The sequence below is a fragment of the Olivibacter sp. SA151 genome, from assembly GCF_054130995.1.
This window is the reverse complement of the sequence record NZ_CP096391.1, coordinates 4,456,906-4,480,858: the sequence shown is the minus strand read 5'-3', so window position 1 is coordinate 4,480,858 and position 23,953 is coordinate 4,456,906. Positions and strand designations below refer to the sequence as shown.

Annotated in this window: 18 protein-coding genes and 1 tRNA gene; 12 read left to right on the top strand and 7 right to left on the bottom strand. The window is 41.7% G+C overall.

All coding sequences use genetic code 11. The annotated features are described in order from the left end of the window. Positions 1 to 161: 161 nt before the first annotated feature. The 7 genes from M1D52_RS18400 (at position 162) to M1D52_RS18370 (ending at position 9,058) form a co-directional block, all read left to right on the top strand. Positions 162 to 1,412 (top strand): competence/damage-inducible protein A, encoded by a 1,251-nt coding sequence (locus M1D52_RS18400; protein ID WP_437362653.1) that lies wholly within the window; start codon positions 162 to 164, stop codon positions 1,410 to 1,412. Positions 1,413 to 1,744: 332 nt separating this feature from the next. After that, a complete protein-coding gene (locus M1D52_RS18395) occupies positions 1,745 to 3,088 on the top strand; it encodes a dihydrolipoamide acetyltransferase family protein (protein WP_013665811.1) in 1,344 nt (447 codons plus the stop codon). Between the two features lie 233 nt (positions 3,089 to 3,321). Then, positions 3,322 to 3,774 carry a Sec-independent protein translocase subunit TatA/TatB gene (locus M1D52_RS18390; protein ID WP_437362657.1) on the top strand — a complete coding sequence of 151 codons (453 nt, stop codon included), beginning with the start codon at positions 3,322 to 3,324 and terminating at the stop codon, positions 3,772 to 3,774. A gap of 134 nt (positions 3,775 to 3,908) precedes the next feature. After that, positions 3,909 to 6,149 carry a Tex family protein gene (locus tag M1D52_RS18385; protein ID WP_013665813.1) on the top strand — a complete coding sequence of 747 codons (2,241 nt, stop codon included), beginning with the start codon at positions 3,909 to 3,911 and terminating at the stop codon, positions 6,147 to 6,149. A gap of 33 nt (positions 6,150 to 6,182) precedes the next feature. Then, positions 6,183 to 7,403 carry a dicarboxylate/amino acid:cation symporter gene (locus M1D52_RS18380; RefSeq protein ID WP_013665814.1) on the top strand — a complete coding sequence of 407 codons (1,221 nt, stop codon included), beginning with the start codon at positions 6,183 to 6,185 and terminating at the stop codon, positions 7,401 to 7,403. A gap of 141 nt (positions 7,404 to 7,544) precedes the next feature. Further along, complete coding sequence (locus M1D52_RS18375; protein WP_013665815.1) at positions 7,545 to 8,840, top strand: DUF2851 family protein; 1,296 nt, start codon at positions 7,545 to 7,547, stop codon at positions 8,838 to 8,840. Continuing rightward, the gene (locus tag M1D52_RS18370; protein ID WP_013665816.1) at positions 8,837 to 9,058 is read left to right on the top strand and encodes a PspC domain-containing protein; all 222 of its coding nucleotides are present in this window, start codon (positions 8,837 to 8,839) and stop codon (positions 9,056 to 9,058) included. Before M1D52_RS18375 ends, M1D52_RS18370 begins: the two co-directional genes overlap by 4 nt. A gap of 31 nt (positions 9,059 to 9,089) precedes the next feature. Here the strand turns inward: M1D52_RS18370 and M1D52_RS18365 are convergent, their stop codons facing one another. Then, positions 9,090 to 9,737 carry an ankyrin repeat domain-containing protein gene (locus M1D52_RS18365; protein ID WP_013665817.1) on the bottom strand — a complete coding sequence of 216 codons (648 nt, stop codon included), beginning with the start codon at positions 9,735 to 9,737 and terminating at the stop codon, positions 9,090 to 9,092. 638 nt (positions 9,738 to 10,375) lie between these two features. On the opposite strand from M1D52_RS18365, the gene M1D52_RS18360 reads away from it, so the two are divergent. Further along, complete coding sequence (locus tag M1D52_RS18360; RefSeq protein ID WP_457941578.1) at positions 10,376 to 12,709, top strand: TonB-dependent receptor; 2,334 nt, start codon at positions 10,376 to 10,378, stop codon at positions 12,707 to 12,709. Positions 12,710 to 12,777: 68 nt separating this feature from the next. Here M1D52_RS18360 and M1D52_RS18355 read toward each other — a convergent pair whose 3' ends face one another. The 5 genes from M1D52_RS18355 to xerD form a co-directional block, all read right to left on the bottom strand. Continuing rightward, positions 12,778 to 13,473: a hypothetical protein gene (locus tag M1D52_RS18355; RefSeq protein WP_437393326.1), complete on the bottom strand. Its 696-nt coding sequence runs from the start codon at positions 13,471 to 13,473 to the stop codon at positions 12,778 to 12,780. A 114-nt stretch (positions 13,474 to 13,587) separates the two neighbouring features. Then, positions 13,588 to 14,169 (bottom strand): hypothetical protein, encoded by a 582-nt coding sequence (locus M1D52_RS18350; RefSeq protein WP_130857053.1) that lies wholly within the window; start codon positions 14,167 to 14,169, stop codon positions 13,588 to 13,590. 25 nt (positions 14,170 to 14,194) lie between these two features. Next, on the bottom strand, positions 14,195 to 16,513 hold the full coding sequence (locus M1D52_RS18345; RefSeq protein WP_457941577.1) for a TonB-dependent receptor: 2,319 nt from the start codon (positions 16,511 to 16,513) through the stop codon (positions 14,195 to 14,197). 150 nt (positions 16,514 to 16,663) lie between these two features. Next, positions 16,664 to 17,002 (bottom strand): hypothetical protein, encoded by a 339-nt coding sequence (locus tag M1D52_RS18340; RefSeq protein ID WP_013665822.1) that lies wholly within the window; start codon positions 17,000 to 17,002, stop codon positions 16,664 to 16,666. A 53-nt stretch (positions 17,003 to 17,055) separates the two neighbouring features. Continuing rightward, a complete protein-coding gene (gene xerD / locus M1D52_RS18335; protein WP_437393329.1) occupies positions 17,056 to 17,952 on the bottom strand; it encodes a site-specific tyrosine recombinase XerD in 897 nt (298 codons plus the stop codon). A 122-nt stretch (positions 17,953 to 18,074) separates the two neighbouring features. Here xerD and M1D52_RS18330 point away from each other — a divergent pair. Further along, positions 18,075 to 18,150 (top strand) — tRNA-His (locus tag M1D52_RS18330). A gap of 63 nt (positions 18,151 to 18,213) precedes the next feature. Here M1D52_RS18330 and M1D52_RS18325 read toward each other — a convergent pair. Beyond that, positions 18,214 to 19,017 carry an AraC family ligand binding domain-containing protein gene (locus M1D52_RS18325; RefSeq protein WP_013665824.1) on the bottom strand — a complete coding sequence of 268 codons (804 nt, stop codon included), beginning with the start codon at positions 19,015 to 19,017 and terminating at the stop codon, positions 18,214 to 18,216. An 84-nt stretch (positions 19,018 to 19,101) separates the two neighbouring features. Between M1D52_RS18325 and M1D52_RS18320 the strand changes: the two genes are divergently transcribed. The 3 genes from M1D52_RS18320 (at position 19,102) to M1D52_RS18310 (ending at position 23,874) form a co-directional block, all read left to right on the top strand. After that, positions 19,102 to 20,172, top strand: a complete 1,071-nt coding sequence (locus tag M1D52_RS18320) for an SDR family oxidoreductase (protein ID WP_437393330.1) — start codon at positions 19,102 to 19,104, stop codon at positions 20,170 to 20,172. A gap of 99 nt (positions 20,173 to 20,271) precedes the next feature. Beyond that, positions 20,272 to 21,537: a hypothetical protein gene (locus M1D52_RS18315; RefSeq protein ID WP_437393331.1), complete on the top strand. Its 1,266-nt coding sequence runs from the start codon at positions 20,272 to 20,274 to the stop codon at positions 21,535 to 21,537. A gap of 6 nt (positions 21,538 to 21,543) precedes the next feature. Further along, complete coding sequence (locus M1D52_RS18310) at positions 21,544 to 23,874, top strand: SEL1-like repeat protein (RefSeq protein WP_437393332.1); 2,331 nt, start codon at positions 21,544 to 21,546, stop codon at positions 23,872 to 23,874. Positions 23,875 to 23,953: the final 79 nt, after the last annotated feature.

Below are 23,953 nucleotides of genomic sequence, written 5' to 3'. Positions count from 1 at the left end.
GTTAGGATTTAGGCAATAAGCTCTAGGCTGTAAGCGATAGGAGGCTAATTAGGTGTTAGTTAGCTGGAGGTAAATATTGGTTAGTAGGGAGTGAAAGTTGTCAGTTGCCAGTCCCCTTTTTTTAATTTTGACTTTTTAATTTTTAATTTTCGAATTACGTCATGACAGCAGAGATTATAACCATAGGCGATGAAATACTGATTGGTCAAATCGTGGATACCAATTCCGCCTGGATTGCCCAACAATTAAACCGTATCGGAATCGCACTGGTGCAAATCACTTCCATCGCAGATCAAGGGGATGCGATTAGGCAAGCGTTAAGTTCGGCTACCTCACGTGCCGATATTATACTATGTACAGGCGGTTTAGGCCCCACAAAGGACGATGTTACCAAGCAAACGTTGGCGACTTATTTTAATACTACCTTGGTTCGCGATGTTGACGTTCTTGCCCATGTCGAATCTATATTTAAGAAGTTCAATAGGCCAATGCTGGAAGTCAATAACAGGCAAGCAGATGTTTTGGCCAACGCCCGGGTTTTGCATAATGAAACGGGCACGGCTCCGGGTATGTGGATTGAGGAGAACGAAAAAATATACATCATTATGCCAGGGGTGCCTACCGAAATGAAGTACCTGATGCAAAACGAGGTGCTACCCAAGTTGCAAGGATTACCTAACCAGTATGCTATTTCCCATCGCTCTATATTAACTGCGGGAATCGGCGAATCTTTCCTTGCGGAGAAATTGCATTCATTTGAAGAAGATTTACCACCACATATCCATTTGGCATACTTACCTAAATTCGGACAGGTGCGTTTACGGCTAACGGGCAGTAGCTTAATGGAGCAGGCTCTCGAAAAAGAAATGGAGGCTTATAGCAGTACACTAATGGAGCTTGTAAAGCCTTATTTTGTTGGAGAAGGCGATGTCTTATTGGAACAACAGCTATTAACGCGTTTAAAAAATCATCAATTAAGCTTATCTACCGCGGAAAGTTGCACCGGTGGCTACTTAAGTCACCTGATTACTAGCCTGCCCGGGAGTAGTGCGGTTTTTAAAGGAGGCGTGGTATCTTATAGCAATGAGTTAAAGGAACAGGTTCTTGGAGTACGGGCTAGCACCTTAGCTGCCTATGGCGCTGTAAGTGAGCAAGTAGCTTTGGAAATGGCGTTAGGAGCTCAAAAAAACTTCAAAACCGATTATAGTATGGCTATTACCGGAATTGCAGGGCCGGACGGTGGAACGGATGATAAGCCGGTTGGGACTGTTTGGATTGCCGTTGCAGGCAAAGAAGGGGCCAAAGCAAAATTATTTAACTTTGGGAAAATACGGTTGCCTAATATTGAACGTTCAGCCGCAAATGCCCTGGTTATGCTTTTTTATCTGCTGAAAGAAGAACTTGTTGACTAGTTATTTGGTTGAGTAGTTAAATAGGTAAGTTGTTGATACCAGTATGATAACCGAACAAAGTGAGTTCATGAACACTTTGGAAATAAGCAGCTAGTGAATAAGCATTGAGACCGGTACCCGCAGCCGGCAGGCAGGTGTCCTGTGCTCGCAACGGCAACTCAGCGCAATGGGAACCGGTGCAACTGATAGTTGATTTCTGAAGCCCAATAGCTTAAAAACAAATAACGAGTAACTAATGGCTGTTTTTAACGAATTTTATTCTGTTCTGTTTTATTTTTTTAGATATTGTTGTAACTTACGACGCTTAATGCAAATTAATTAGATATCACATTATGGCTAGATATAATTTACTCCTTCCGGCGATGGGCGAAAGTGTGTCTGAAGCAACTATAATAAATTGGGTAAAACAACCTGGTGATATAGTAAATGTCGACGATATCATCGTAGAAATTGCAACAGACAAGGTCGACTCTGAAGTGCCATCACCCGTAGCCGGGAAATTGATTGAGCAGCGCTTTCAACATGACGAAGTGGTTCAAGTTGGAGATGTCCTTGCCGTTTTGGAGATGGAGGGGGATGATGAAGAATCGGCGATGAGTGCAGCCACATTAAATGAGCCTTTGATAGAAGAAAAAATTCCTTCTATTAGCACGGAAATTCCAGGGATGCAGCAATTAGTAACGGATGATCGGGTGAAGGAAGAGGAACCGGTAGGGGATGCGGGTCGTTTTTACTCACCCTTAGTTCGCAATATTGCCCAGGAGGAAGGCATATCAACAGACGAACTTGAGCGTATTCAAGGTACGGGATTGGATGGTCGTGTCACTAAGCAAGATTTACTGGATTATCTGGCCAAACGGGCTAGTCAAACTGATCAAGAGGGGCAGGTTTCCGATGAGGGAGTAGGTTCTCCTAATCCGCCCGAGCCTGTGAAAAATATCGAACCGGCAGCGGTGAGCGTTTCGGGAAAGGATGAGATTATTGAAATGGATAGAATGAGGCGGCTTATTGCTGAGCATATGGTTCATAGCGTACAAACAGCTCCGCATGTTTGCTCATTTGTAGAAGCAGACGTTACCAATTTGGTGAATTGGCGAAATAAGATCAAAGATAGTTTTCAACAGAGAGAAAATGAAAAGCTCACTTTTACGCCTATCTTTATCGAAGCTGTCGTAAAAGCAATTAAAGATTTTCCCATGATTAATATTTCGGTGAAAGGTACTCAGATTATTAAAAAGCATGATATCAATATCGGTATGGCGACAGCCCTGCCAAATGGCAACCTGATTGTACCTGTCATTAAAAATGCGAAGGATTTAAGTTTGGTGGGAATCACGAAATCGGTTAATGATCTGGCTTTTCGTGCTAGAAATAATAAATTAAAACCTGACGAGACCCAAGGAGGTACTTTCACCTTAACTAACATAGGTTCTTTCGGAAATGTAATGGGAACGCCTATTATTAATCAGCCACAAGTCGCTATTTTAGCTGTAGGGACGATCACGAAAAAGCCGGCAGTTATTGAAACTGAATTCGGAGATGTCATAGGCATTCGACATATGATGTTTTTATCCTTGTCCTATGATCATCGCGTCGTAGATGGTGCCCTGGGCGGCATGTTTGTACGCCGTGTAGCGGACTATCTGGAGAAATGGGATATGAGTAGAACGGTTTGATTCGTTGCTTGTTAATCGTTGTTGGTTGTTCGTTCTGGCAGGAACAACCAGTAACCAATAACGAGTAACCGGTAATTAACAACTAGTAACGAATAACTAGTAACGAATAACTAAATAAAACGTTAGATTTTTCTAATATTTTATTCATTCCGACAAAATTTTAATAGCTTTGATAATTGATTTGTGCAAACGGACTTAAATTTTATTAGGTTTGTTTGGCTGAAATAGAGACTATGATGTTAAGTTCAATTTTATTATTTCTCAATATAGGTGGATCTGAAATGATGCTGATTTTATTGGTTGCATTGTTTCTGTTTGGAGGTAGAAAACTTCCGGAATTGGCAAGAGGCTTAGGCAGAGGGATTCGAGAGTTTAAAGATGCTTCCGAATCTATCAAAAAAGATATTAACGATCAGATTAATAATTTCGGAAAAGATCTGGATGTTTCGGATACCGGCAGCCAACAGGAAACTACCCGGACGAAGGCGCCAACGGAGCAAGTGGATGATTATAGTGATGGGGGGCATCGTCAACCCGAATACTATGGCAGTCAAACCAATTATTACGGCGGTACCTCTGTCGATCCAAGTCCATCGGGAAATTATAGTCCCATAGCTTCCCCTTCAGAGGATACTTCAGCAAAGCCTGAAGAAAATGAAAATAAAAATAAGGATGAACAAGCATAAAGCCCTACATAAGGGCTTTTTTTATATCCTCTTTCTTTCCACCTCCCTTGCTTCTTAAAGTAAAATACCTCAATTTCGCAGCAGTAAAAAACCGAGCCTAATAAAGGTAAGGTAAAACAAAATATCTATTAATCATGCTAACACACGAACAGCGTATTGCCGGCGATCTGTCTTTAAATGATAGACAGGTGCGGACTACCATTCAACTTTTGGACGAAGGGGCTACCGTTCCGTTTATTTCGCGTTATCGGAAGGAATTGACAGGTAGCTTGGACGAAATACAGGTGGCAGCCATAAGAGATCGAATAGGGCAGCTACGCGATCTTGATAAGAGACGTGAAGCGATTATCAAATCACTTACCGAATTAGGCAAGCTAAGCCCCGAGCTGCAAAGCAAGCTGGAAGAAGCAGAAACGATGGCTGTATTGGAAGATATCTATTTGCCGTACAAGCCAAAACGAAAAACCAGAGCTTCTGTCGCTAGAGAGAAAGGCTTAGAACCATTGGCGGATTGGTTGCTGAAACAGGAACAAAGCAGCGTCGAAGATTTTGCTGCAACTTTTGTTAATGACGAGAAAGGCGTAAGCTCTGTAGAGGAAGCTTTAGCGGGGGCACGTGATATATTGGCGGAAACAATTGCCGAACATGCGGAAACGCGCGCTCAAATGCGTGATTTTTTCATGGAAAACGGCTCTTTTGCTTCTAGAGTAGTGCCCGGTAAGGAGGAAGAGGCCATCAAATATAAAGACTATTACGAGTGGACAGAACCTTTAAAAGCGGCCCCTTCTCATCGCATATTGGCTATGCGACGTGGAGAGAAGGAACAAATGCTGTATTTGGATGTTGAAGTACCGGATGATGAGGCAATCGCGCTTATCGATAATCGTTTCGTTAAGAATGCAAGTCCTGCCGCTTTGCAAATCCGTTTAGCCGTTCAAGATAGCTTTAAGCGTTTGCTTAAACCATCTATGGAAACAGAAGTTCGTTTAATTACCCGCAAGCGAGCAGATGAGGAAGCGATTCGTGTTTTCGCCGAAAACGCCCGCCAATTATTGTTAGCGGCTCCTATGGGAAGTAAACGGACATTAGCTATCGACCCTGGTTTTCGGACGGGTTGTAAAGTCGTCTGCCTGGATGAACAAGGGAAATTGCTTACCAATACTACGGTTTATCCGCATAATGGCACTGCAAAAGAAGCTGAAGCTGCTCACCAAATCCAGCTGCTCGTAAAACAATATCAAATTGAAGCGATTGCTATTGGAAATGGTACGGCTGGTAGGGAAACGGAAGATTTTGTTCGAAAATTGCAAATACCGGATGTGATCGTCGTGATGGTCAATGAAAGCGGAGCGTCCATTTACTCAGCCTCCGAAGTAGCGCGAGAAGAGTTTCCGGATTATGATATTACCGTTAGGGGAGCCGTCTCCATCGGCCGCCGATTGATGGATCCTTTGGCAGAATTAGTGAAAATCGACCCCAAATCAATTGGCGTTGGTCAATACCAACACGACGTTGATCAAAATAAATTACAGGAATCGCTTGCAGATACCGTTATAAGCTGTGTAAATGCGGTTGGAGTGGAACTGAATACCGCTTCAAAGCAAATCTTAGCTTATGTTTCCGGATTAGGTCCGGCACTGGCCCAGAGCATTGTTGAATACCGGAATCAACATGGCGCTTTTAGAAGGCGCGCTGATTTGAAAAAAGTGCCGCGACTGGGTGAAAAAGCCTTCGAACAAGCAGCTGGGTTTTTACGTATCAGAGGAGCAGAGAATCCCTTGGATGCAAGTGCAGTTCACCCCGAACGTTATGCATTGGTAGAAGAGATGGCTAAAGACTTGGGGCATGAGGTGAACAGCTTATTAAAGGACGAGAAGCTAAGAAAAAGTATTCCCCTGAATAAATACGTGTCAGAAGAGGTCGGTTTACCAACGTTGAACGATATTTTAGCTGAGCTTTCTAAACCGGGCCTCGATCCGCGTGAAAAGTTTGAAACGTTCTCCTTTACAGAAGGCGTTAATACGGTAAATGACTTAAAAGTAGGGATGAAACTTCCGGGCATCGTTACCAATATTACCAACTTCGGGGCTTTTGTCGATATCGGTGTGCATCAAGACGGCTTAGTGCATTTAAGTCAAATGGCTAATCGCTTTATCAAGGATCCAAATGAAGTAGTAAAAGTACATCAGCAGGTAGAAGTGACGGTTATCGAAGTGGATGCAAATAGAAATCGGATTTCTTTAAGTATGAAGACCGAAGAAAAAGCACCACAAGCTAAAAAGCACGACCGCAAGGGCGTCAAGCCGGAAAAACGTCAGTCGCCTGAAACGGATATGGCTGCTAAGCTAGCTGCACTGAAAAGCAAATTTTCTTAATAATGTTTGGAAAAACCACTACTTTCGTGTTGCATGAACATACAAAGTAGTGGTTTTTTTAAAAACTATAGCAATATCCTTTTATTGCTATTAGGCATCATTACAGGAAGCCTGGTTGGGCTTTTTTCTCCCGACTTTGTTGTTCACCTAAAACCTATCGGTGATATTTTTCTTAACCTACTTTTTACAGCAGTCATTCCGCTTATCTTTTTTGCGATTGCATCGGCCGTGGCGAGTATCGATCAAGGGCAAAAACTCGGACGTATTTTGTCGACCATGATGCTTGTCTTTTTGATGACGATTATCATTGCAGCGGTTTTCACTATCTTTTGTGTCTGGCTGTTCCCCCTAGGCAACCAACTTGCTGATACAACACATGCCAATGTATCCCTCAACAAGGGAGACCAAGAAAGTTGGGGAGAACGCGCCGTTTCTTTTGTGACGGTAAACGAATTTAACCAATTACTTTCGCGTGAGCATATGCTCGCGTTTATCATCTTCTCTTTTTTAGTGGGTATAGCTGCATTGCGATCGGGAGCCCCGGGCGAGCCGTTTCGTCGGTTCCTTTCTTCCGGCAATGAGGTAATGAAAAACCTGTTGGTTTATGTGATGAAATTGGCTCCTGTGGGTTTGGGTGCCTATTTTGCTTATCAAGTAGGTACTGTTGGGCCGCAACTGTTCGGACTGTATGCGAAGCCTATGGCTGTTTATTATGCCGGCGGACTGGTTTATTTCTTCGTTTTCTTTAGCATTTATGCATTTATAGGAGGAGGAGGCCGCGGTATTAAACTTTTCTGGCGGAATAATATTTTGCCATCGCTTACTGCAATTAGCACCTGCAGCAGTATTGCTGTGATTCCACCGAATTTGGATGCAGCCAAACGGATTGGCATACAAGAGCCTGTGGCAAATGTAGTGATACCGCTCGGGGCGTCATTGCATAAAAATGGCTCGTCCATGTCCTCCATTATTAAAATTGCGGTAGCTTTTGCGTTGATGGGTAAGCCTTTTATGGAACCGGGAACTTTATTGTTAGCGATTGGCCTAACGGTTTTGGTCAGCATCGTTGCCGGCGGCATCCCCAATGGCGGATATATTGGAGAGATGCTCATGATTTCAGCCTATCATTTACCGATCGAGGCAGTGCCGGCCGTAATGATTATTGGCACATTAGTTGACCCAATGGCTACCTTGCTGAATGCTACGGGGGATACCGTCGCGGCGATGATCGTAGATCGATGGGTCAAACAATAGGCTGTTGACTTAGGACGATGATACTTACGTCCTATGCCTTAGCCCTGTATTAAAATCTGTTCACTTTGTTCATTTTCAGTCTTTTTGTTGTTGCTGGTAGTTTAATCTCTATTTTTAAGTAGACCTAAATGATTTTTGAAGATGGAATTTTCAGAAGATGTGCTTCACTATATCTGGAAGTATCGTTTGTATAAACACATTAACCTAACAACAAAAAGTGGTAAGCCGTTGATTGTTCTATCTCCCGGAATACTCAATAAAAATGCAGGACCCGATTTCGAACATAGTCGATTGATTATCGACAAAACCGAATGGGCCGGCACCATAGAGTTGCATCGAAGATCGTCTGATTGGTATGTGCATCAACACCAACAGGACGGTGCTTATAATAATGTTATTTTGCACGTTGTATACGAACATGATAAAGAAATCAGGCTACCGGATGGCACCATTCCTGAGACTTTGGAATTAAAACCCATTATAAATAATGAACTATTGGCCAAATACAACGCACTCATGCAGAGTAAAGCTTGGATCCCCTGTCAGCAATATATGCCCAACATTGACTCTTTCATAATAGAACAGTGGCTGGAACGATTGCTGACCGAACGTTTGCAAGAAAAATCCGATGATCTGCGTAAACTTTTGATAGAGAAGAAAGACGATTGGGAAGAAGTAACTTATGTTTTATTGGCACGGAACTTTGGTTTCAAAGTGAACGCAATGCCTTTTGAACTTTTAGCAAAAAACACCCCTTATAAGCTTATTAATAAAAACCGGCACCAGCCAAAAATGATTGAAGCACTTTTATTTGGTCAAGCAGGTTTATTAGAAAAAGACCATTTTAATGATCCTTATCCCAATGCTTTAAAACAAAATTATAGCTATTTACAACGTCAGTATTCATTAACCCCTCTTCCTGTTTCTGTATGGAAATTTCTCCGTATGCGGCCTGCTAATTTTCCGACGATTCGCTTAGCTCAATTTGCCGCATGGTGTGCTCGCGAGAAGCACTTATTTTCAAAAATCCTTACATTGAAAAGTGTTGAGCAGTTTCGGTGTCTTTTTCGGGAGTTGCCTATTCACGATTACTGGTGCGAACATTATATCTTCGATAAGATAACCAAGAAGCATAATCCAAGCCTCGGATTGAACTCTGTTGATAATATTATTGTGAACACAGTCGTAACAATTTTGGTCGGCTATGGCAAATATGTTGGAAAAGAGACGTATCTTTACCGAGCAATTGGTTTATTGGAGCAGCTTGCAGGTGAAAGAAATCGTGTCATGAACCAATTTGAAGAGTTAGGGCTTCAAGTTAAAACCGCAGCGGTTTCGCAAGCTTTGCTGCAATTGAAGCATAAATACTGCGATCGATATAGATGTTTGGATTGTGGAATCGGGTTACAAGTATTTAAACAAAACAGGACGTTATGATACAGCGCATAATGGTTTTTTTTGAACAACGCTCTTTTGGGGTATGTGCATACCTGGGAGAGAAGTTAGGTGTTTCTATCTCGAAAATTCGCCTTTTCTTTATTTACTCTTCATTTTTAGCCGTGGGATTTCCTATCATCTTTTATTTTCTAGCAGGAGTTGTACTGGACGTGCGCAATTTTGTTAAGCGCATGAGGCATCGGCTGTGGGATTTTTAAAAGACCGTTTTCGTTCCGCTTTTTCCTCTTCTTAGCTTAGTATCTTCGCTATTTCTATATAACCCTTATCAGCGGCTAGGTCAGCTGCCGTTTTTCCAAAGTCGTTTTTGATATCCACCAAAGCACCGTTCTCCAGCAGTAAGATGAGCATTTCAATATTTCCGTTCTGAGCGGCAATATGCAATGGTGTAGTTCTGGCTGCCTGTAATACATTTACCTCTGCGCCGGCTTCCACCAGCATTTTGGCAATGTCATCAAAATTAGCACTTATGGCAGCATGAAGCGGATAAACTTGATAACCGTTTTGCGATGCTAGATTTGGGTCAGCTCCCTTTAAGAGCAAATAACGAACAATTTCTATGTTACCGAAATGCGTAGCCATACCTAAAGCCGTAAAACCGTGTTCGGAAAATGCGTCTAACAAGCCGGGAGATTCCTCCAATAACTCATTTACCACCTCCGTTAAACCGGCGGCAGCAGCTTCCCAGATCGTGATTTCTTGAATATGCTGTAAGATAATTTTTACAATCTGGCTTTTATTGTAATAGCAGGCCAATAGGAGGGGCGATATCTCATGGCTGGTTTTTTGCTGACATAGGGCCGGATTGGTATGCAGTAAATTATCTATAGCTGCAGCGTTTCCTGATTCTATATATTCTTCTAATAGCGTTAGGCTCATCTTGTTCCCCTTAAATTATTCTATTTTGCAAACCTAATATAAAAATCATTATTACAAAACTTCAAAAAGCTAAAATTATTTTCGCTAGAACGTAAGTTTTTGTTTGTGATGTAAATATAATGCGTTATTTTTGTACTGCCTTGCTTAAGGCATGTTTTTCATAGGTAGATGTAGGGTCGGATACTTGTATCCGGCCCTTTTTAAGACTTACACGGATTTTTACCTTACATTCCGATATGTTTAATCGAAAAGGAATTCTGCTTTCAGTCATTGCAAAGTTCATGCTTTTGTACTTTGTACTAGCTGTTGTTCCTTTAGATTTCTATCATCACCACGACTTATCGCTGTCGCCAAAGCCAAAAAGCGCAACTTTTAGGATTAACCATCATACGGAGCACACGGCGAGTCTTTCTTCTTATTGTTTGATATGTAACTTACATATCAATCAAAAGTACGATGTGCCGATATTTAGTTTTAGATTCATACTCTTTGCTAAGTTGACTTATCAGTCATTCGGTCTTATACATTTTTCTCATCAACAGTCCATTCAGGACATTACCTCAAGAGGGCCTCCTTTGCTTACTTAACAGGTGCAATATAAAAGAGTACTTTCTCTATAGGTTAATTTTTTCATTATCATGACTATTGTCATGCATTCCATTTTTATGTATAAGTTCATCACCATGCTGTTTGCATGTTTAATGCTCAGCAGTTATAAAAGTTATTCGACGGAAACAATAGCCGTTGGTGGAAAAGTAATAGATGCGACAAGCAAACAGCCTTTGTCGGGGGCGACTATTACGATTCCCGATTTACGAATTTCTGTGCTCACTGATCAATCCGGTAGGTTCCGTTTACGAAATGTTCCAGCTAGGGGTAGTTTTTTAATAGAGCTTAGATTTGTTGGCTATGAGACGCTTACGCGTGTTATGGACCTTTCTAAAGAAAACGATTGGCAATTTGAGTTAAAGCCAACACTTATAGAAACGCAGGAAGTGGTTGTTACCGGTACCCTTTCTTCCGGTAGCAATAAAAGAAATAGTACAACAGTGAACATCCTCAATAAAGATAAGTTGCTGCTTCCATCGAGCAACATTATCGATGCAATTGCCAAAAGTCCGGGTGTATCGCAGGTAAGCACCGGCCCCTCGATTTCAAAACCCGTCATAAGGGGTTTAAGTTATAATCGCGTAGTGACCATTGACAACGGTATCAAACAGGAAGGACAGCAATGGGGCGATGAACACGGAATCGAGATTGACCAATTCAAAGCAAATCGGGTGGAAGTATTAAAAGGGGCAGCCTCTTTGATTTACGGTTCAGATGCCTTAGGAGGTGTTATTAATCTTTTGGAACCCATTCCTGTTCCTGAAGGAGAAATAAGTGGAGAATTTCTGACAAACTACTCCACAAACAATGGTCTTGTCGGATCATCAGTTATGTTGACGGGTAATCAGAACGGTTTCGTTTGGAGAGGTAGAGGCACTTATAAAAATGCTTATTCATTTAAAACACCTGTGGGCTATTTTCCCAATTCCGGTTTTAATGAGACAGATTTCAGCGGTATGCTGGGCCTGAATAAGTCGTGGGGATATACCCACCTCAACTTTTCGAGTTTCCGGAATAATATAGGTTTTTATGAGCCTGCGTTCGATTCAGAAGGTAATTATGTGGACGAAGAAGGAAACCGCTTCTTTCATGACGACTTTAAGAGTAGGACTTTACAGTATCCTAAACAAGATATTCGCCATTACAAAATATCACTGAATAATAACTTACTCATCGGAACAGGTAACCTAAAACTGAATCTAGGTTTTCAACGAAACCAACGACGGGAGTTAGAGGACGGGCCCGACCCTTCCCTTTATTTTAATTTGGACACCTATACCGGTGACGCGCGCTATTATATTGGGCAGAAAAATGGTTGGGAACCGGTTTTTGGCTTCAGTACGGAAATTGGACATAGCGAAAACCGAGGGGAGGAATTTTTAATCCCTGCTTATGACACGTATGGCGTAGGAACCTTTGCCTATATTAAAAAGAACTGGGAAAATAGTACTTTTAATGTAGGCGTTCGTTACGATTTCCGTAAAAATATAGGAAAGCCGTTAGAGCAGGATGGAGAATTCCTGTTTCAACGTTTCAGTAATCAATTTTCTAATGTGAGCGGAGCCATCGGCTTTACGCATCAATTTACAGAGAGACTCAATTTCAAAGCCAATGCGGGTTCTGCTTTTAGAGCGCCTAATCCAGCCGAATTGGGATCAAATGGCGAACATGAGGGCACTTTCCGTTACGAAATTGGAAATCCGGGTTTGCAGCCGGAGAGGAGCTATCAGGTAGACGCTGAATTATCATACGACGGGGATTTTGTGAATGCCAGCGCCACGCTATACAATAATTATATACACGACTTTATTTATGCTGCCCACCATGGCGAATTCATTGATAATTTGCCTGTTTATCAATATGGACAGGTCAATGCTAATTTGTATGGAGCGGAAGCAAGTTTGATCTTGCATCCCGTTCATTTCATCCATTTTGAGAATACTTTTGGCTATACACATGCGCAGAATACAAGCATGAACAGGCCCTTGCCATTTATTCCCGCTGGAGTATTGCGAAATGAGTTACGATATGAACCGGAGATTAAGCATTTGCAGGAACCTTTTCTTTCGGTTGGCATGGCTAACTATTTTGCACAGAATCGCGTAGATGAAGAGTTTGAGACACCTACAGCAGGTTATACCTTGGTAAATGCAAGTGTAGGAGCCACCTTTTTTGCCGGAAAGCAGCCAATCAAATTTTATGTATCGGCTAATAATTTGCTGAATAAGAGGTATTATGATGCTTTAAGCAGGTATAAACCAGGGCGATTAGATCAAAGTGATTTGAACTTAGGTGTTTATAATCCTGGCAGAAATATTACATTTGGCGTGTATCTGCCTTTTGTGCTTAAACGTAGTAATTAACGATCAAATGGATAGATGGGATAGAAGGAGCTCGAGAGCTTTATACGAGCTCCTTCTATGAAAATCAATTAATGATCGTGCCCCACAGCATGAAGCTCAAACGTCAATTTTAACACATCCTCTCCGGCAAATCTGCTCGCATAATCGTCATGATTCCAGTCAATGCGTTCAATCTTTCCTTTAGTTGTATTGTCTGAGAGTTTTCGCAGTACATAAGATACATCGGTATCTGCGCCCTCATTTGCTTCGCCCAAAGTAAAATAGGCAAGAATACCGGTTGTTTCGTATTTACCGTTTACTTTGGTGCCGTCACCATACGTTTGTTCCCTTGGTTGAAAAAGTGCCCCGTTTTCGGCCTCACCCGTTTCCGGATTTAAGGTGAAATTACCACCGACTATAAAAGCTTTGTAAAAGTCGGCTACTGTTTTGCTTGTAAGAAATTCCTCCTGTACTTCCTTGCCTTCGCGATTATAGGCATAAAGTTGCAAACGATAGACTTTGTGAGGGTCTAAATGAATATGGCCACTTTTGGCAACACCAAACTGATCAAACTCGATGGCAACACTATCTTTTTCCCCGGTGATTTCTGCGAGATCATGAAAGTGATCACCATGAGCATGTCCACTAACTTCAATGAAATCCAGACGAGCGGATACAATCGCGTTGGGATCTTCCGGAATCACGGGGTCATCATCTTTACTACAGGCATTGAAAGTAAGTGCAAAGGCGACGAGCAAATACGATAAGTTTCTTAATTTGTTCATAAATTGTTTTTTTATTTTAAAATATTAGTGAAAAAGAAATATAGAGTGCATAAAATAGCCCTCCCTTTAAAAAGGGCTATCTTGTTTTCAATCTTTTTAGTTCAACCGGTTTATTTACTCATGGTCGTGTCCTTCATCCACCGGATGCAATTCAAAGCTCTTATTGAAATCGTCCGATCCACCCGCTTCACGATAGTTGGGACTGTTCCAGCTTTGTGCGGCAGGCTGCGACTTGTCCAAGCCATGTCGCAAAACAAGTTGCAAATCAAAGCCCTCTGATGCCTTGTTAACCGTGAAAACACCTTTAAATCCTACTCGGTTATCAGTGTAGGTATAGTCGAGCACGTCAGCGGGTGCTCCGAGGAAAAACCACTGATGTTCATTTTCGCCGAATTCAGCCGTTGTATTTTGCCCATTTTTGAACATGGCAATATCCAATTGGTATTGCTCGCCGGCATGTAGATGCACATGTGACGGGTAAGGCCGGTCGCTACCTCTTATAAAACGTACCTGCAGGGTGTCGCCTTCGGCATGGAATTCATCATCATGATAATGGCCCTCGGTAAATGTTAAGATCGTGCCATCATATTCTTCCTGGTCTATTTCCGGAACAGGATCGTCTTTCGAACAGGAACTGAAAGAAACCGCTGCTAAACTTACAGCAGCAATCATAAAATAGTTACGTAAAATGTACATGTTTGTAGAGATTAAAAATTAAAAATTAAAAAATGTAGTTTAGCTTCAAGGTGACATTCCGTCCCATATCATGTGCGTAGTACCGAAATCGGTTCATGTATTCTTTGTATTCCTTATTGAGCAAATTGTTTATACCTAGTTGAAAATTCAAACCCTGTTGGTTGAAGCGAAAGCCAAGGCCTCCCATTACATTCAATAAACCATAAGCAGGAGGTGGCGGTGCAAAATCAGTATTTGGTTCGTACCGACTTTGCCGAGTCACAAATTGATGTTGCACTTGTATAAATGTATTATTGAGATGTCGCTTTTGGCGGGATTTCGTCCATCGCAGGGCATTTTCTACTCGGTCAGAAGGTATCCAGGGTAAATAGTTCTTTCGGCGAGTGTCTTTTGCTCTGACAAGCGAGCCCTTGATTGTATAGCGGAAGTTTTCGGTCAACTGATAGCTGCCAGTTAAATCAAGCCCCCAAAAGAAGGCATTCGTTTGTTTGTAATGGAAAACAGGGAAAGCCCCTCTTAAGCTCTCCCAAAATTCGCCGGTAGACTGTAAGTAGATGTAATTTTTTATATAATGGGCATAAGCATCTAATTCAAGATCAAAGTCTGGTAATTGAAATTTTACGGCATTCATCCATTTTAAACCCTGTTCACTCTTGAATTGATCGTTGCCAATTTCAACCGCTGCAGTTCCATGATGTAATCCATAGCTAAACAGTTCACTTACCGATGGTGGTCGCCAAGCTAGGCCGATATTGGATTGTACATCTAAGCTCTTATGAGCATGCCAGGTAGCTCCCAGTGAGCCTGAAAAATTATGGAAGGTTCGCGTACCGGCGTAGTAGATTGAGTCTAGACGATAACCCGCCGCATCGAAATATTTGTAATCATAGCGTATGCCCGCTTCTATTTCGTACGTTGGCTTTACCCACCTTTCTATTATAAATAGCCCTGCATTATAACTATCATAATTCGGAATCAAGGGGGTAGCAAAAGTGCCCGGGATGTTGTTGTTTACTTGCATCGCCAGATTAACACCGATAATACTTCGCAAGCCGTTTTCTTTTAGGTGGTCGTAGGTGATATCCAAATTCTGAGAAGTAAGTTCCAGATCGAGCGACGGAATGCCCGTGCGTCCGCCTCGCCGAATGTCGTACTCTTTACGCAAGTTCCTTTGCAATCCATATTGGATGTCCATTTGGGCACCGTTTGTAAAATCCCGGTGGGCTTTTAGCTTCAGTAGGTCGTGCTTAATCTCTTGCCGCGGGGCCTCTATGGTGTGCGAGAAAGGATAGGTAATGAACGGTTTGCCATTTTCAATACGCGATTGCAGATCTTCCACGCTTCCTATATGTGAACCGTTGAAAATACCTAATTCCGTCTCGAAATGACTATAGTAAGCCTCGAACTGTGCCGAACCTGTCTTATATCCTAGAGATGCTGAATAGTTAATTTCTTTAACACCGGTATTATTAAGATAATAATCAGCCGATTTGATGTCACCAAGTCTCTTAAAACTACCCTGTGCACGCCAGCTAAAGCCCGGTATTTTTTTTAGACCACCATTTAACATAGCCGATGTGATGCCACCGCGACCGTTACTTTGTCCTACCACATCAATTTCTCCATGAATTTCCGGATTTATCGGTAAGGTCGGAGGCTCAACAATGATAACGCCTCCAATAGCCTCTGCACCATAACGAACTGATTCGGCTCCCTTGATAACGCGGATATTCTTGGCAACAAAAGGATCTATTTCGGGTGCATGCTCATTTCCCCATTGCTGTCCCTCTTGCCTGATGCCGTTATTAAGCATCAGGATGCGGTTGCTGTGCATCCCATGGATAACGGGTTTGGCTATCGTAGCTCCGGTTTGCAACATAGTCACACCTGGGATCTCCTTAAGCACTTCCGCAAGCACACCGCCTTTGCTTTCCCTTAACTGCTGCTGAGTAAGCGAATTTACGACGGATGTAGTTTTCAGGTTGTTTTGGTGCCCAATAACCTCGACGTCGTGGAGTACTATGTCACCATGCTTTAAGGCGATGTGAAGGGTTTCATTCTTTGTTATGTTCAGCGTCCTACTTGTCTCTTCAAAGCCTAAGCTTTCGAAGCTAAGTGTATAGGTGCCTTCACAAAGCGAAGAAAGCCTATAAAAGCCATGGCCATCGGTCTTTACGGTTCTATTGGCCGGCATGATGCGAACCGTAGCTCCAGCAAGTGGTAATTGTGTGTCCGAATCGATGAGACGTCCGTTAATCATAAAATTGCAATCATTGTTTTGCGCGTAGCCTATATGACTACATAAAAGCAAAAGCAACCAGGTAAACTGCTTTTTAATAAACATGAATATGAAAGGTTTTAGCTTGTTTTGATGTGATCAAAAGCAAGAGACAAGAATTGCTCCAATACATTTAGCTTATACAAACGCATTTGCTTCTTTTTACAGGAAAAAACAGCATTATAATGGCTTTGCTTTTGCTAAGAGAAGAGCTGATTAGGCCAATGGTGGCCCTTTATTGAAATAGCTGGATAGGGGAATCTCAAATGGTATAGCTAGATCCAAACGTTGAATCAGTATAGGTTTGCTCCTATATACTTCACTTAACGTGAATAGCTGACCGGGCAACTGTTGGCCTTGTTTGACATGTAGGTAATCACATATCTTACAATTGATTTCCTTTTTTACTTGAAAGGAGGTATGGCTTGTTTGCTTTGTATTGTCATTATGATGGTAAGCATGTATTAATTGCACGCCTTGTATGTAACCTATTGTTACAAGCAAGCAAAGCGCAATCAGCCTATAGATGCTTTTTAATGACAATCCTTCTACCATTTACTGCAAAAGTAGCATAAATGCAGCTATATTGCAAGTTCGAATAACATTATCTAGGCACGAGGGTGAAATTCGATCATTACCGAGCGAAGGTAGTCCCGATCTAAATGGGTGTAAATTTCCGTAGTACTGATGCTTTCATGTCCAAGCATATCCTGTACAGCACGTAAATCAGCTCCACCCTCTATGAGATGTGTTGCGAAAGAATGACGGAAGGTATGTGGGCTGATGGTTTTTTTCAAGCCAACTTTTATCGCCAATTCTTTGATAATAAGGAACACCATTACACGGGAAAGGGGAGAGCCTCTTCTGTTTAAAAACACATAATCTTCCATTCCTGGTTTTTGCGGCCCCTCTTTCCTTGTATGTTGCAGATAAATCTGTAAATGTTTGATAGCTGAATGTCCAATGGGGATGAGCCGTTCTTTGTTGCCTTTTCCGGTTACGCGAATAAACTCAATCTCCAAGAACAGATTAGAAATCTTTAAATTGACAAGCTCGCTAACCCGTAATCCGCAGCTGTAGAGCACCTCTAACATCGCCTTATTGCGTAGCCCTTCCGGTGTCGAAAGGTCGATAGCATCTATAAGCGCATCAATTTCCACAATACTCAATGTATCGGGCAGTTTCCTGCCCAAGCGCGGTGCTTCTATTAAGGCTGCTGGGTTGTGCTCCATAGCTCCTTCCAACGTTAAATAATGATAAAAGGTTTTGATGCCGGATAAGACCCGTGCCTGCGAGTGTGCAGACATTCCAAGCGAATAAATCCATTCCAGGAAATCACGAATATCTTGCGTGAGGATCGCATTGGGATCCTTTTTATGACTATAAAGTGCGTGCTGGCGTAACTTCTCTACATCATGCAAATAAGCTTCTATCGAATTTTTTGCGAGTGAACGCTCTAACCTTAGATATTGCTTAAAATCCTTAATTGCTGATTCCCAATCCATTTTGTTTTTCCTCTATTCAATAGAACGATTTCGGGCTAAGTTAAGAAAAACAAAAGCACAAAAAATGATAAAAATATTTGCGCTGTGTTGGTTTATTATATATCTTTGCCTCACTAAAAAACGGTGGTTTTAGCTCAGTTGGTTAGAGCGCCTGATTGTGGTTCAGGAGGTCGTGGGTTCGAGCCCCATATTCCACCCGAATTAAAAAGCCTTAGATTACTAAGGCTTTTTTTGTTGATAGAATTTGCTTCAATCCTGAGCTTAAACCAGTCCCTCGTTTTCATTTCGTAAAAGCTTTAAAACATGACTTTCATCCACCAGCCCAAATTCTGCTGCAATTTCCTTTAATCGATAACTGCCGCTCTCGATTCGTTTCTTAATCAGCTGATTCCGGTATTGCCGTATATAATCTCGCAAGGTAATTCCTACATGACGCTTAAAATACGGGCCAATATAATCGGGTGTCCTGTTAAAATGGTGGGCTATTTCGACTGCCTGGAGTTTAGCGGGACAATATATATGTTTATGGATATAACAGAAAAGAGCTTGCATATCCTGACTTCTGTTTGCCGTTACGCGCAACTCGGGCATATTACGTTGTAAAATGACGGCAATGGAAAACAGCTGTAACCTAATGACTTCTTCGTATACCGTTACTTGATGCTGAATTAAAGAGAAGGTGTTGAAAACGTTTTGGATGAGCAGCTGTTCTTCTTCGCGAAGTAAAAAAACAGATAAATGGGTTTCTCTACTTTTAATTAAATACTCCAGTTTTTGCAGATACAAATGATCAGCCTGAACTCCTCGATATAAGTGGAGATCTGTGAACTTTACGTAAATAAATCGAGTAGCATTACGGATATCGAAATAGTGATCATCCTCCGGACCTAATAGAAATAGACTTCCACGGCAATACAGGGTACTCTTGTTTTGTATAAAGTGCAAGCCGTCGCCCTGTTTAATATAAATTAATTCATAATGATTGTGCTTGTGCAGAGCATGCTTCCAAGTATTCGCTTCAAATTCTTCGATAACAAAGGGTTGATACTGTACATAACGCTTCATATCGGAAAGGTACAATAAAATCGTAGAAATATACCAATAATAGTGAATCGATCTCTTGAACTTTGTGGAATCAAAGAATTTCATATGGAAACAAAATTGAAAGGTACGGCTTTGGTCGTAGGCGCCAGTGGCGTAATAGGAAAAAAGCTTATCGAATTTTTATTGGATAATGGCGCATGGAACGTGATTGGTCTTTCCCGTAAAGGTGGAGAAGGTAGTGGTCGATTAAAAAACTTGGCGATCGATTTGCTGGATCGTGAAGATACAGAAGAAAAACTGCGAAATTGCAATTTGGTTACTCATATTTTTTATGCGGCATATCAAGACAGACCAAGCTGGGAAGCGCTTGTACAACCGAATCTGGATATGCTTATTAATCTCATGGATGCGGTTGAGCCAGTGGCGACCAATTTACAGCATGTTAGTTTGATGCAAGGTTATAAGGTATACGGAGCTCATTTGGGGCCTTTTAAAACGCCTGCCAAAGAGGAAGACGCCGGGTTTATGCCACCTGAATTTAATCTGAGCCAACAGCACTTTCTTGAAGAAAGGCAGCAGGGCAAAAATTGGACCTGGTCCGCAATCCGTCCATCAGTGGTTGGAGGTGCAAGTTTAGGTAACCCAATGAACTTAGCCTTGCTCATTGCCATCTATGCATCTATTTCAAAGGAATTAAAACTGCCTCTTCGATTTCCCGGTAAGCCGGGAGCTTATCATTCCTTGATGGAAATGACCGATGCGGGATTGCTGGCAAAGGCAACTGTTTGGGCCGCAACGGAGCCCGCTAATGCAAATCAAGCCTTTAACATTGCTAATGGTGATCTTTTCCGATGGAAGGATTTATGGCCTAAAATAGCGCAATACTTTGAAATGCCGGTAGGAAGTCCGTTACATCTTCCGCTGCAGACGGTTATGAGTGATAAAGGAAGTCTTTGGGAAAAGATGCAAAGTAACTATAATTTGCCTCGACTCAAGTATGATCAATTGTCAAACTGGGCTTTCGGAGACTTTGTTTTTTCCTGGGATTATGATTTTTTTGCGGATAGTAGCAAATCAAGGAGATCTGGCTTCCATGAATATGTAGATACTGAAAAGATGTTTCTCAAACTTTTCGATGAATTTAGAGCCCAAGGGATTATACCGACTTATTCGTAGTGACAACTAAAAGATACCTGAAAAACGCTATTTGAATTCAATGATCTAATATTGATCTTTCCAAGCTCAAAGAGTTTTTTATTAATAAAGCAGCAATCGATGAAAACGCAATTTATCTTGTTTACTTTATCCGGCATTATGCGTTTCCGGAAAATAATCTTTCTTTTTTTTACCGTCACCCCGGGGTTTGTTTACGGACAGCTTGTTTCTACTGAACCTTACGCCTTGCAAGATAAAACGGTATCTTTTATGCATCGATTAGAGAAGGAGTTGATAACTTTCGTTGAGCAAGCCGATAGTGTTTCTAATGCTAGCATGGAGGAAAGAAATACATTATTGCAAAAGAGTGTTTTTTTTCGCAAGATAAGTAAATATTTGGATGAAAATCGGTTTGCTTATGAGAGCGTTCGTAGACAGAGCTTTGAAAAGTTAACGCCTCCGCCTATAGATTTGGAAAAAGCCTTACGCCTTACTCCGATAGTAGACTCATCACTTACTATCCTTTGGAAGGAGGCCGATTACGCCCGATTATTAACTTTTCAATCTTTTACTGCTGAGGCAATTATGGGATTAATCGCGAATACGATGCTACCGGTCATTGTAGAAACTTCGTCTAACATTTATGATGATTTGATGCTCGATTCACAAATTGGGCCTTTAATATACGGGCTACCGGTTTTGCGGGATAAATGGCAGCTTTTTATGATCACTCGCCATTATTGCATTGCCGTTGATTTTAATCTCACCACACAAGACGTAGATAATGTGCGATTTGCTACACTTTCAGATAGCAGTCCTGATTTATCCAATTTGGCTGTATCGGGAAACCCGAAAACAACAGTCGATTCGCTAAGTCAAGGTCTTCAGAAAATAGGTTGGAGTATATTGGCTGATACAGCGTACCTTCGCGCATCGCATACCGAGATACTGCAGACCTTGGCAGTGAAAAAACAACAGTTCTTTTTGGAACACCTTGATCAGTATACACAAGTGAGAAAAACGCTGTTGTCTAGATTTCCGGCAACAGGCGTGTTACCAACTGAATATAGGCTTAAAATATCGGGAGAAGAGCTTGGTGACACTTTTTTACAAAGTATTTCTATCCTGAATCCAACTGTCTTTTCCGTCGAAACCATTACAACTCAGCTTGCTAATTCAATCGCAGGGCAATTAAGTTGGAGTGGACGCCCTGATTATAAAGCGCTTTCATTGAAGGCTATGATGGGGTATTTACACCGGGTAAAGCCCACAACAAACCATCATATTTGGCAGGTACAGGCCTGCGGCTATCAAACGTTGATTGAATACCAATGGGATATAAGTACCGGAAAAATTACTGATCTAAAATACTACGAAAGAATATAATCTGTTATGTCGCATCGTATTTATCTTTATAATTTTAATGATGGCAGCCGCATTGAACCAAGTCGGCAAAGCGGCTTGTTGAAAAACCCTTTAGATTTGCTTTCCGTTTATGGCGGAAATGAGGATGGTAATTTGATGATGATCGAATGGGGATACGAATTGCCCGTCTTTTTTTATCCCTTGTTTACCGATCATCCATTTTTAGGAGCAACACGCTACAATAATCCCGAAGGCGGTATTTTCGCACCTGCGAAGACGGGGGTTGAACTGTTTAAAGCGCTCTATAACTTTATTGAATTACATGCTGATAAGTTAGTAGAGGACGTTCCCTCTTTCTTGGAAGCCAAAAAGAGGCTGTTTGATTATTTTGAACGGTATGTTAGATATGCTTATTTTCATTTAGATGCATCCGACGTCTTTAATATGAACGAAAGCTCACATTATGAACAGGGGCAAGCGTTGCTTTCGCAGATTAAGAAGACTAATGAAATTATACGAAAAGCAATCACAACGAACGATCCTTCGCTACTTAATCAATGCCCGGATATTCAAGATAGCATCTATGGTTATAATACTTTCAGACAATATTTTAACGAACCTGTATATGCTTACGGCTGGGAGGTTATTTTTCCGATTGATGAAGATATGCCGGAAATCGAGGAGTTTCCAGAAGGTCTGGATATACGCGTTTATCAGCGCGATAATAAATTCGGTTTTGTTCATCGGAATGGGCATGAAATTACCCCGGCAATCTATGATTTGGCATATGACTTTAAGCGAGATGAAACGAATGTAGCTTTGGTACAGCGTGATGGTAAATGGGGAATGATCGATGAAAACGGAGGGGAATGCATAGCTTGTATCTATGATGAAGCCTATGAGTTTCCCGACGGTGCATCTTACGCTGTGGTTTGTAAAGGCCAAAAGTGGGGCTATATCGACAGACAGGGCAGGCAGCCGCTTCCGCTGATTTACGATAATGCTTTGGATGCCTTGGGAAACATAGGCACGGTACAGGAGGGGGGGCGATATTTCCTGATCGATATCCTATCAGGGGAAAAATGCTCGGCCGAATATGATGAAATCAACATACTAAGTTATGCACCACCACTATATGAAATTCGGCAGGCTACGAAAAAAGGTTTGTTAGCTGTTACCGGAAAAGAGACGGTAGCGCCGGTTTATTCAAGGTTGGAAGCTTTCACTGATGATGCTTTTTTATTAAGCAGTAAGAAAAACAAAGCGTTATTTTTACTAAATACCAACGTCCTCGTAGATGGCTGCTTACAAATCGATGTAGTGGATTATAATTTTGGGATTTATCGCTTTTTCAAGAATGGAGCCTACGGCCTTTGTACCCGTGAAGGCTTACTGCTTAAGGAGCAATTTGATTCAATTGTCCCCTATGCTAAACACGAAACAGATAAAGGATGGGAACTATTTGCCTTTAAGCAGGGTGAGGCGGTCTCTATCATTGCGGATGGAACGATAGAACCATTAACGGCAGCGCAATGCATTGATTATCTTGGTCATGATTGGTCTTATGTTATCACCGAACAACAAAAAGACATATTGGAACATCAATGCGGAGCGGAATTACCCGTGGAACAACTTTTCGATAAGGGATCGCGATTGCTTGAACAGGGCAAGGTGGATGAAGCTTATGTATTACTGAAGCAAGCGGCAGATCAAGGTTACGCGGATGCAATGAGTGATTTAGGGTACATACATACGACTTTTGAGGAGTTTCTGGATGATGAAAAGGGGTTTCATTGGTATCTTAAAGGGGCAGAACTAGGCTCAGCGTATGCACTTAATGGTTTGGGATTATGTTATCAGCATGGTTATGGCACCGATCAGGATTACGCAAAAGCCTTTGCTTATTTTAAACAAGCGGCCGAGGCAGGTGTTGTTTATGCTTATGTTAACCTAGGCATGGCTTATACCGATGGAATTGTGGTGGAGCAGGATATGAAGAAGGCATATCAATACCTAAAGCGAGCCGAGAATCTTGGAAGACCCGCCTATGATTACCTAGGCTATGTGGCAAAAGAAACGGGATATTACGATGAGGCCTTATCTTATCTTAGGCAAGGTAGTAAGGAGGGGAGCGCTTATTGCACCTACCTCTTAGCTATCATGTACCAAGACGGCTTGGGCTGTCGGGCCGATAATCGAAAGGCCTTGTCAACTTTTAAAAAAGCGAACGAGATGGGCGATATCAATTCTATACTGGAAATATATAACATTTTAAGATCGGATGAAGAACTAAAAGATGAAGAGCAAGCCAAGGAATGGTTAAGTAAGGCAAGAGCGCAGGGATTGGAAATTCCATAGACCTAAATCGGTTGGCTAAAACACATGTTCTTGTCGCGTTTTCGCTAATCATTTCGTTATATAGTCAGTTGGATTAAAA

Bases quoted from the DNA above. Each gene is read 5' to 3' on its own strand.
- M1D52_RS18400 (WP_437362653.1), top strand. From the start codon at position 162: ATGACAGCAGAGATTATAACCATAGGCGATGAAATACTGATTGGTCAA.
- M1D52_RS18395 (WP_013665811.1), top strand. From the start codon at position 1,745: ATGGCTAGATATAATTTACTCCTTCCGGCGATGGGCGAAAGTGTGTCT.
- M1D52_RS18390 (WP_437362657.1), top strand. From the start codon at position 3,322: ATGATGTTAAGTTCAATTTTATTATTTCTCAATATAGGTGGATCTGAA.
- M1D52_RS18385 (WP_013665813.1), top strand. From the start codon at position 3,909: ATGCTAACACACGAACAGCGTATTGCCGGCGATCTGTCTTTAAATGAT.
- M1D52_RS18380 (WP_013665814.1), top strand. From the start codon at position 6,183: ATGAACATACAAAGTAGTGGTTTTTTTAAAAACTATAGCAATATCCTT.
- M1D52_RS18375 (WP_013665815.1), top strand. From the start codon at position 7,545: ATGGAATTTTCAGAAGATGTGCTTCACTATATCTGGAAGTATCGTTTG.
- M1D52_RS18370 (WP_013665816.1), top strand. From the start codon at position 8,837: ATGATACAGCGCATAATGGTTTTTTTTGAACAACGCTCTTTTGGGGTA.
- M1D52_RS18365 (WP_013665817.1), bottom strand. From the start codon at position 9,737: ATGAGCCTAACGCTATTAGAAGAATATATAGAATCAGGAAACGCTGCA.
- M1D52_RS18360 (WP_457941578.1), top strand. From the start codon at position 10,376: ATGACTATTGTCATGCATTCCATTTTTATGTATAAGTTCATCACCATG.
- M1D52_RS18355 (WP_437393326.1), bottom strand. From the start codon at position 13,473: ATGAACAAATTAAGAAACTTATCGTATTTGCTCGTCGCCTTTGCACTT.
- M1D52_RS18350 (WP_130857053.1), bottom strand. From the start codon at position 14,169: ATGTACATTTTACGTAACTATTTTATGATTGCTGCTGTAAGTTTAGCA.
- M1D52_RS18345 (WP_457941577.1), bottom strand. From the start codon at position 16,513: ATGTTTATTAAAAAGCAGTTTACCTGGTTGCTTTTGCTTTTATGTAGT.
- M1D52_RS18340 (WP_013665822.1), bottom strand. From the start codon at position 17,002: ATGGTAGAAGGATTGTCATTAAAAAGCATCTATAGGCTGATTGCGCTT.
- xerD (WP_437393329.1), bottom strand. From the start codon at position 17,952: ATGGATTGGGAATCAGCAATTAAGGATTTTAAGCAATATCTAAGGTTA.
- M1D52_RS18325 (WP_013665824.1), bottom strand. From the start codon at position 19,017: ATGAAGCGTTATGTACAGTATCAACCCTTTGTTATCGAAGAATTTGAA.
- M1D52_RS18320 (WP_437393330.1), top strand. From the start codon at position 19,102: ATGGAAACAAAATTGAAAGGTACGGCTTTGGTCGTAGGCGCCAGTGGC.
- M1D52_RS18315 (WP_437393331.1), top strand. From the start codon at position 20,272: ATGAAAACGCAATTTATCTTGTTTACTTTATCCGGCATTATGCGTTTC.
- M1D52_RS18310 (WP_437393332.1), top strand. From the start codon at position 21,544: ATGTCGCATCGTATTTATCTTTATAATTTTAATGATGGCAGCCGCATT.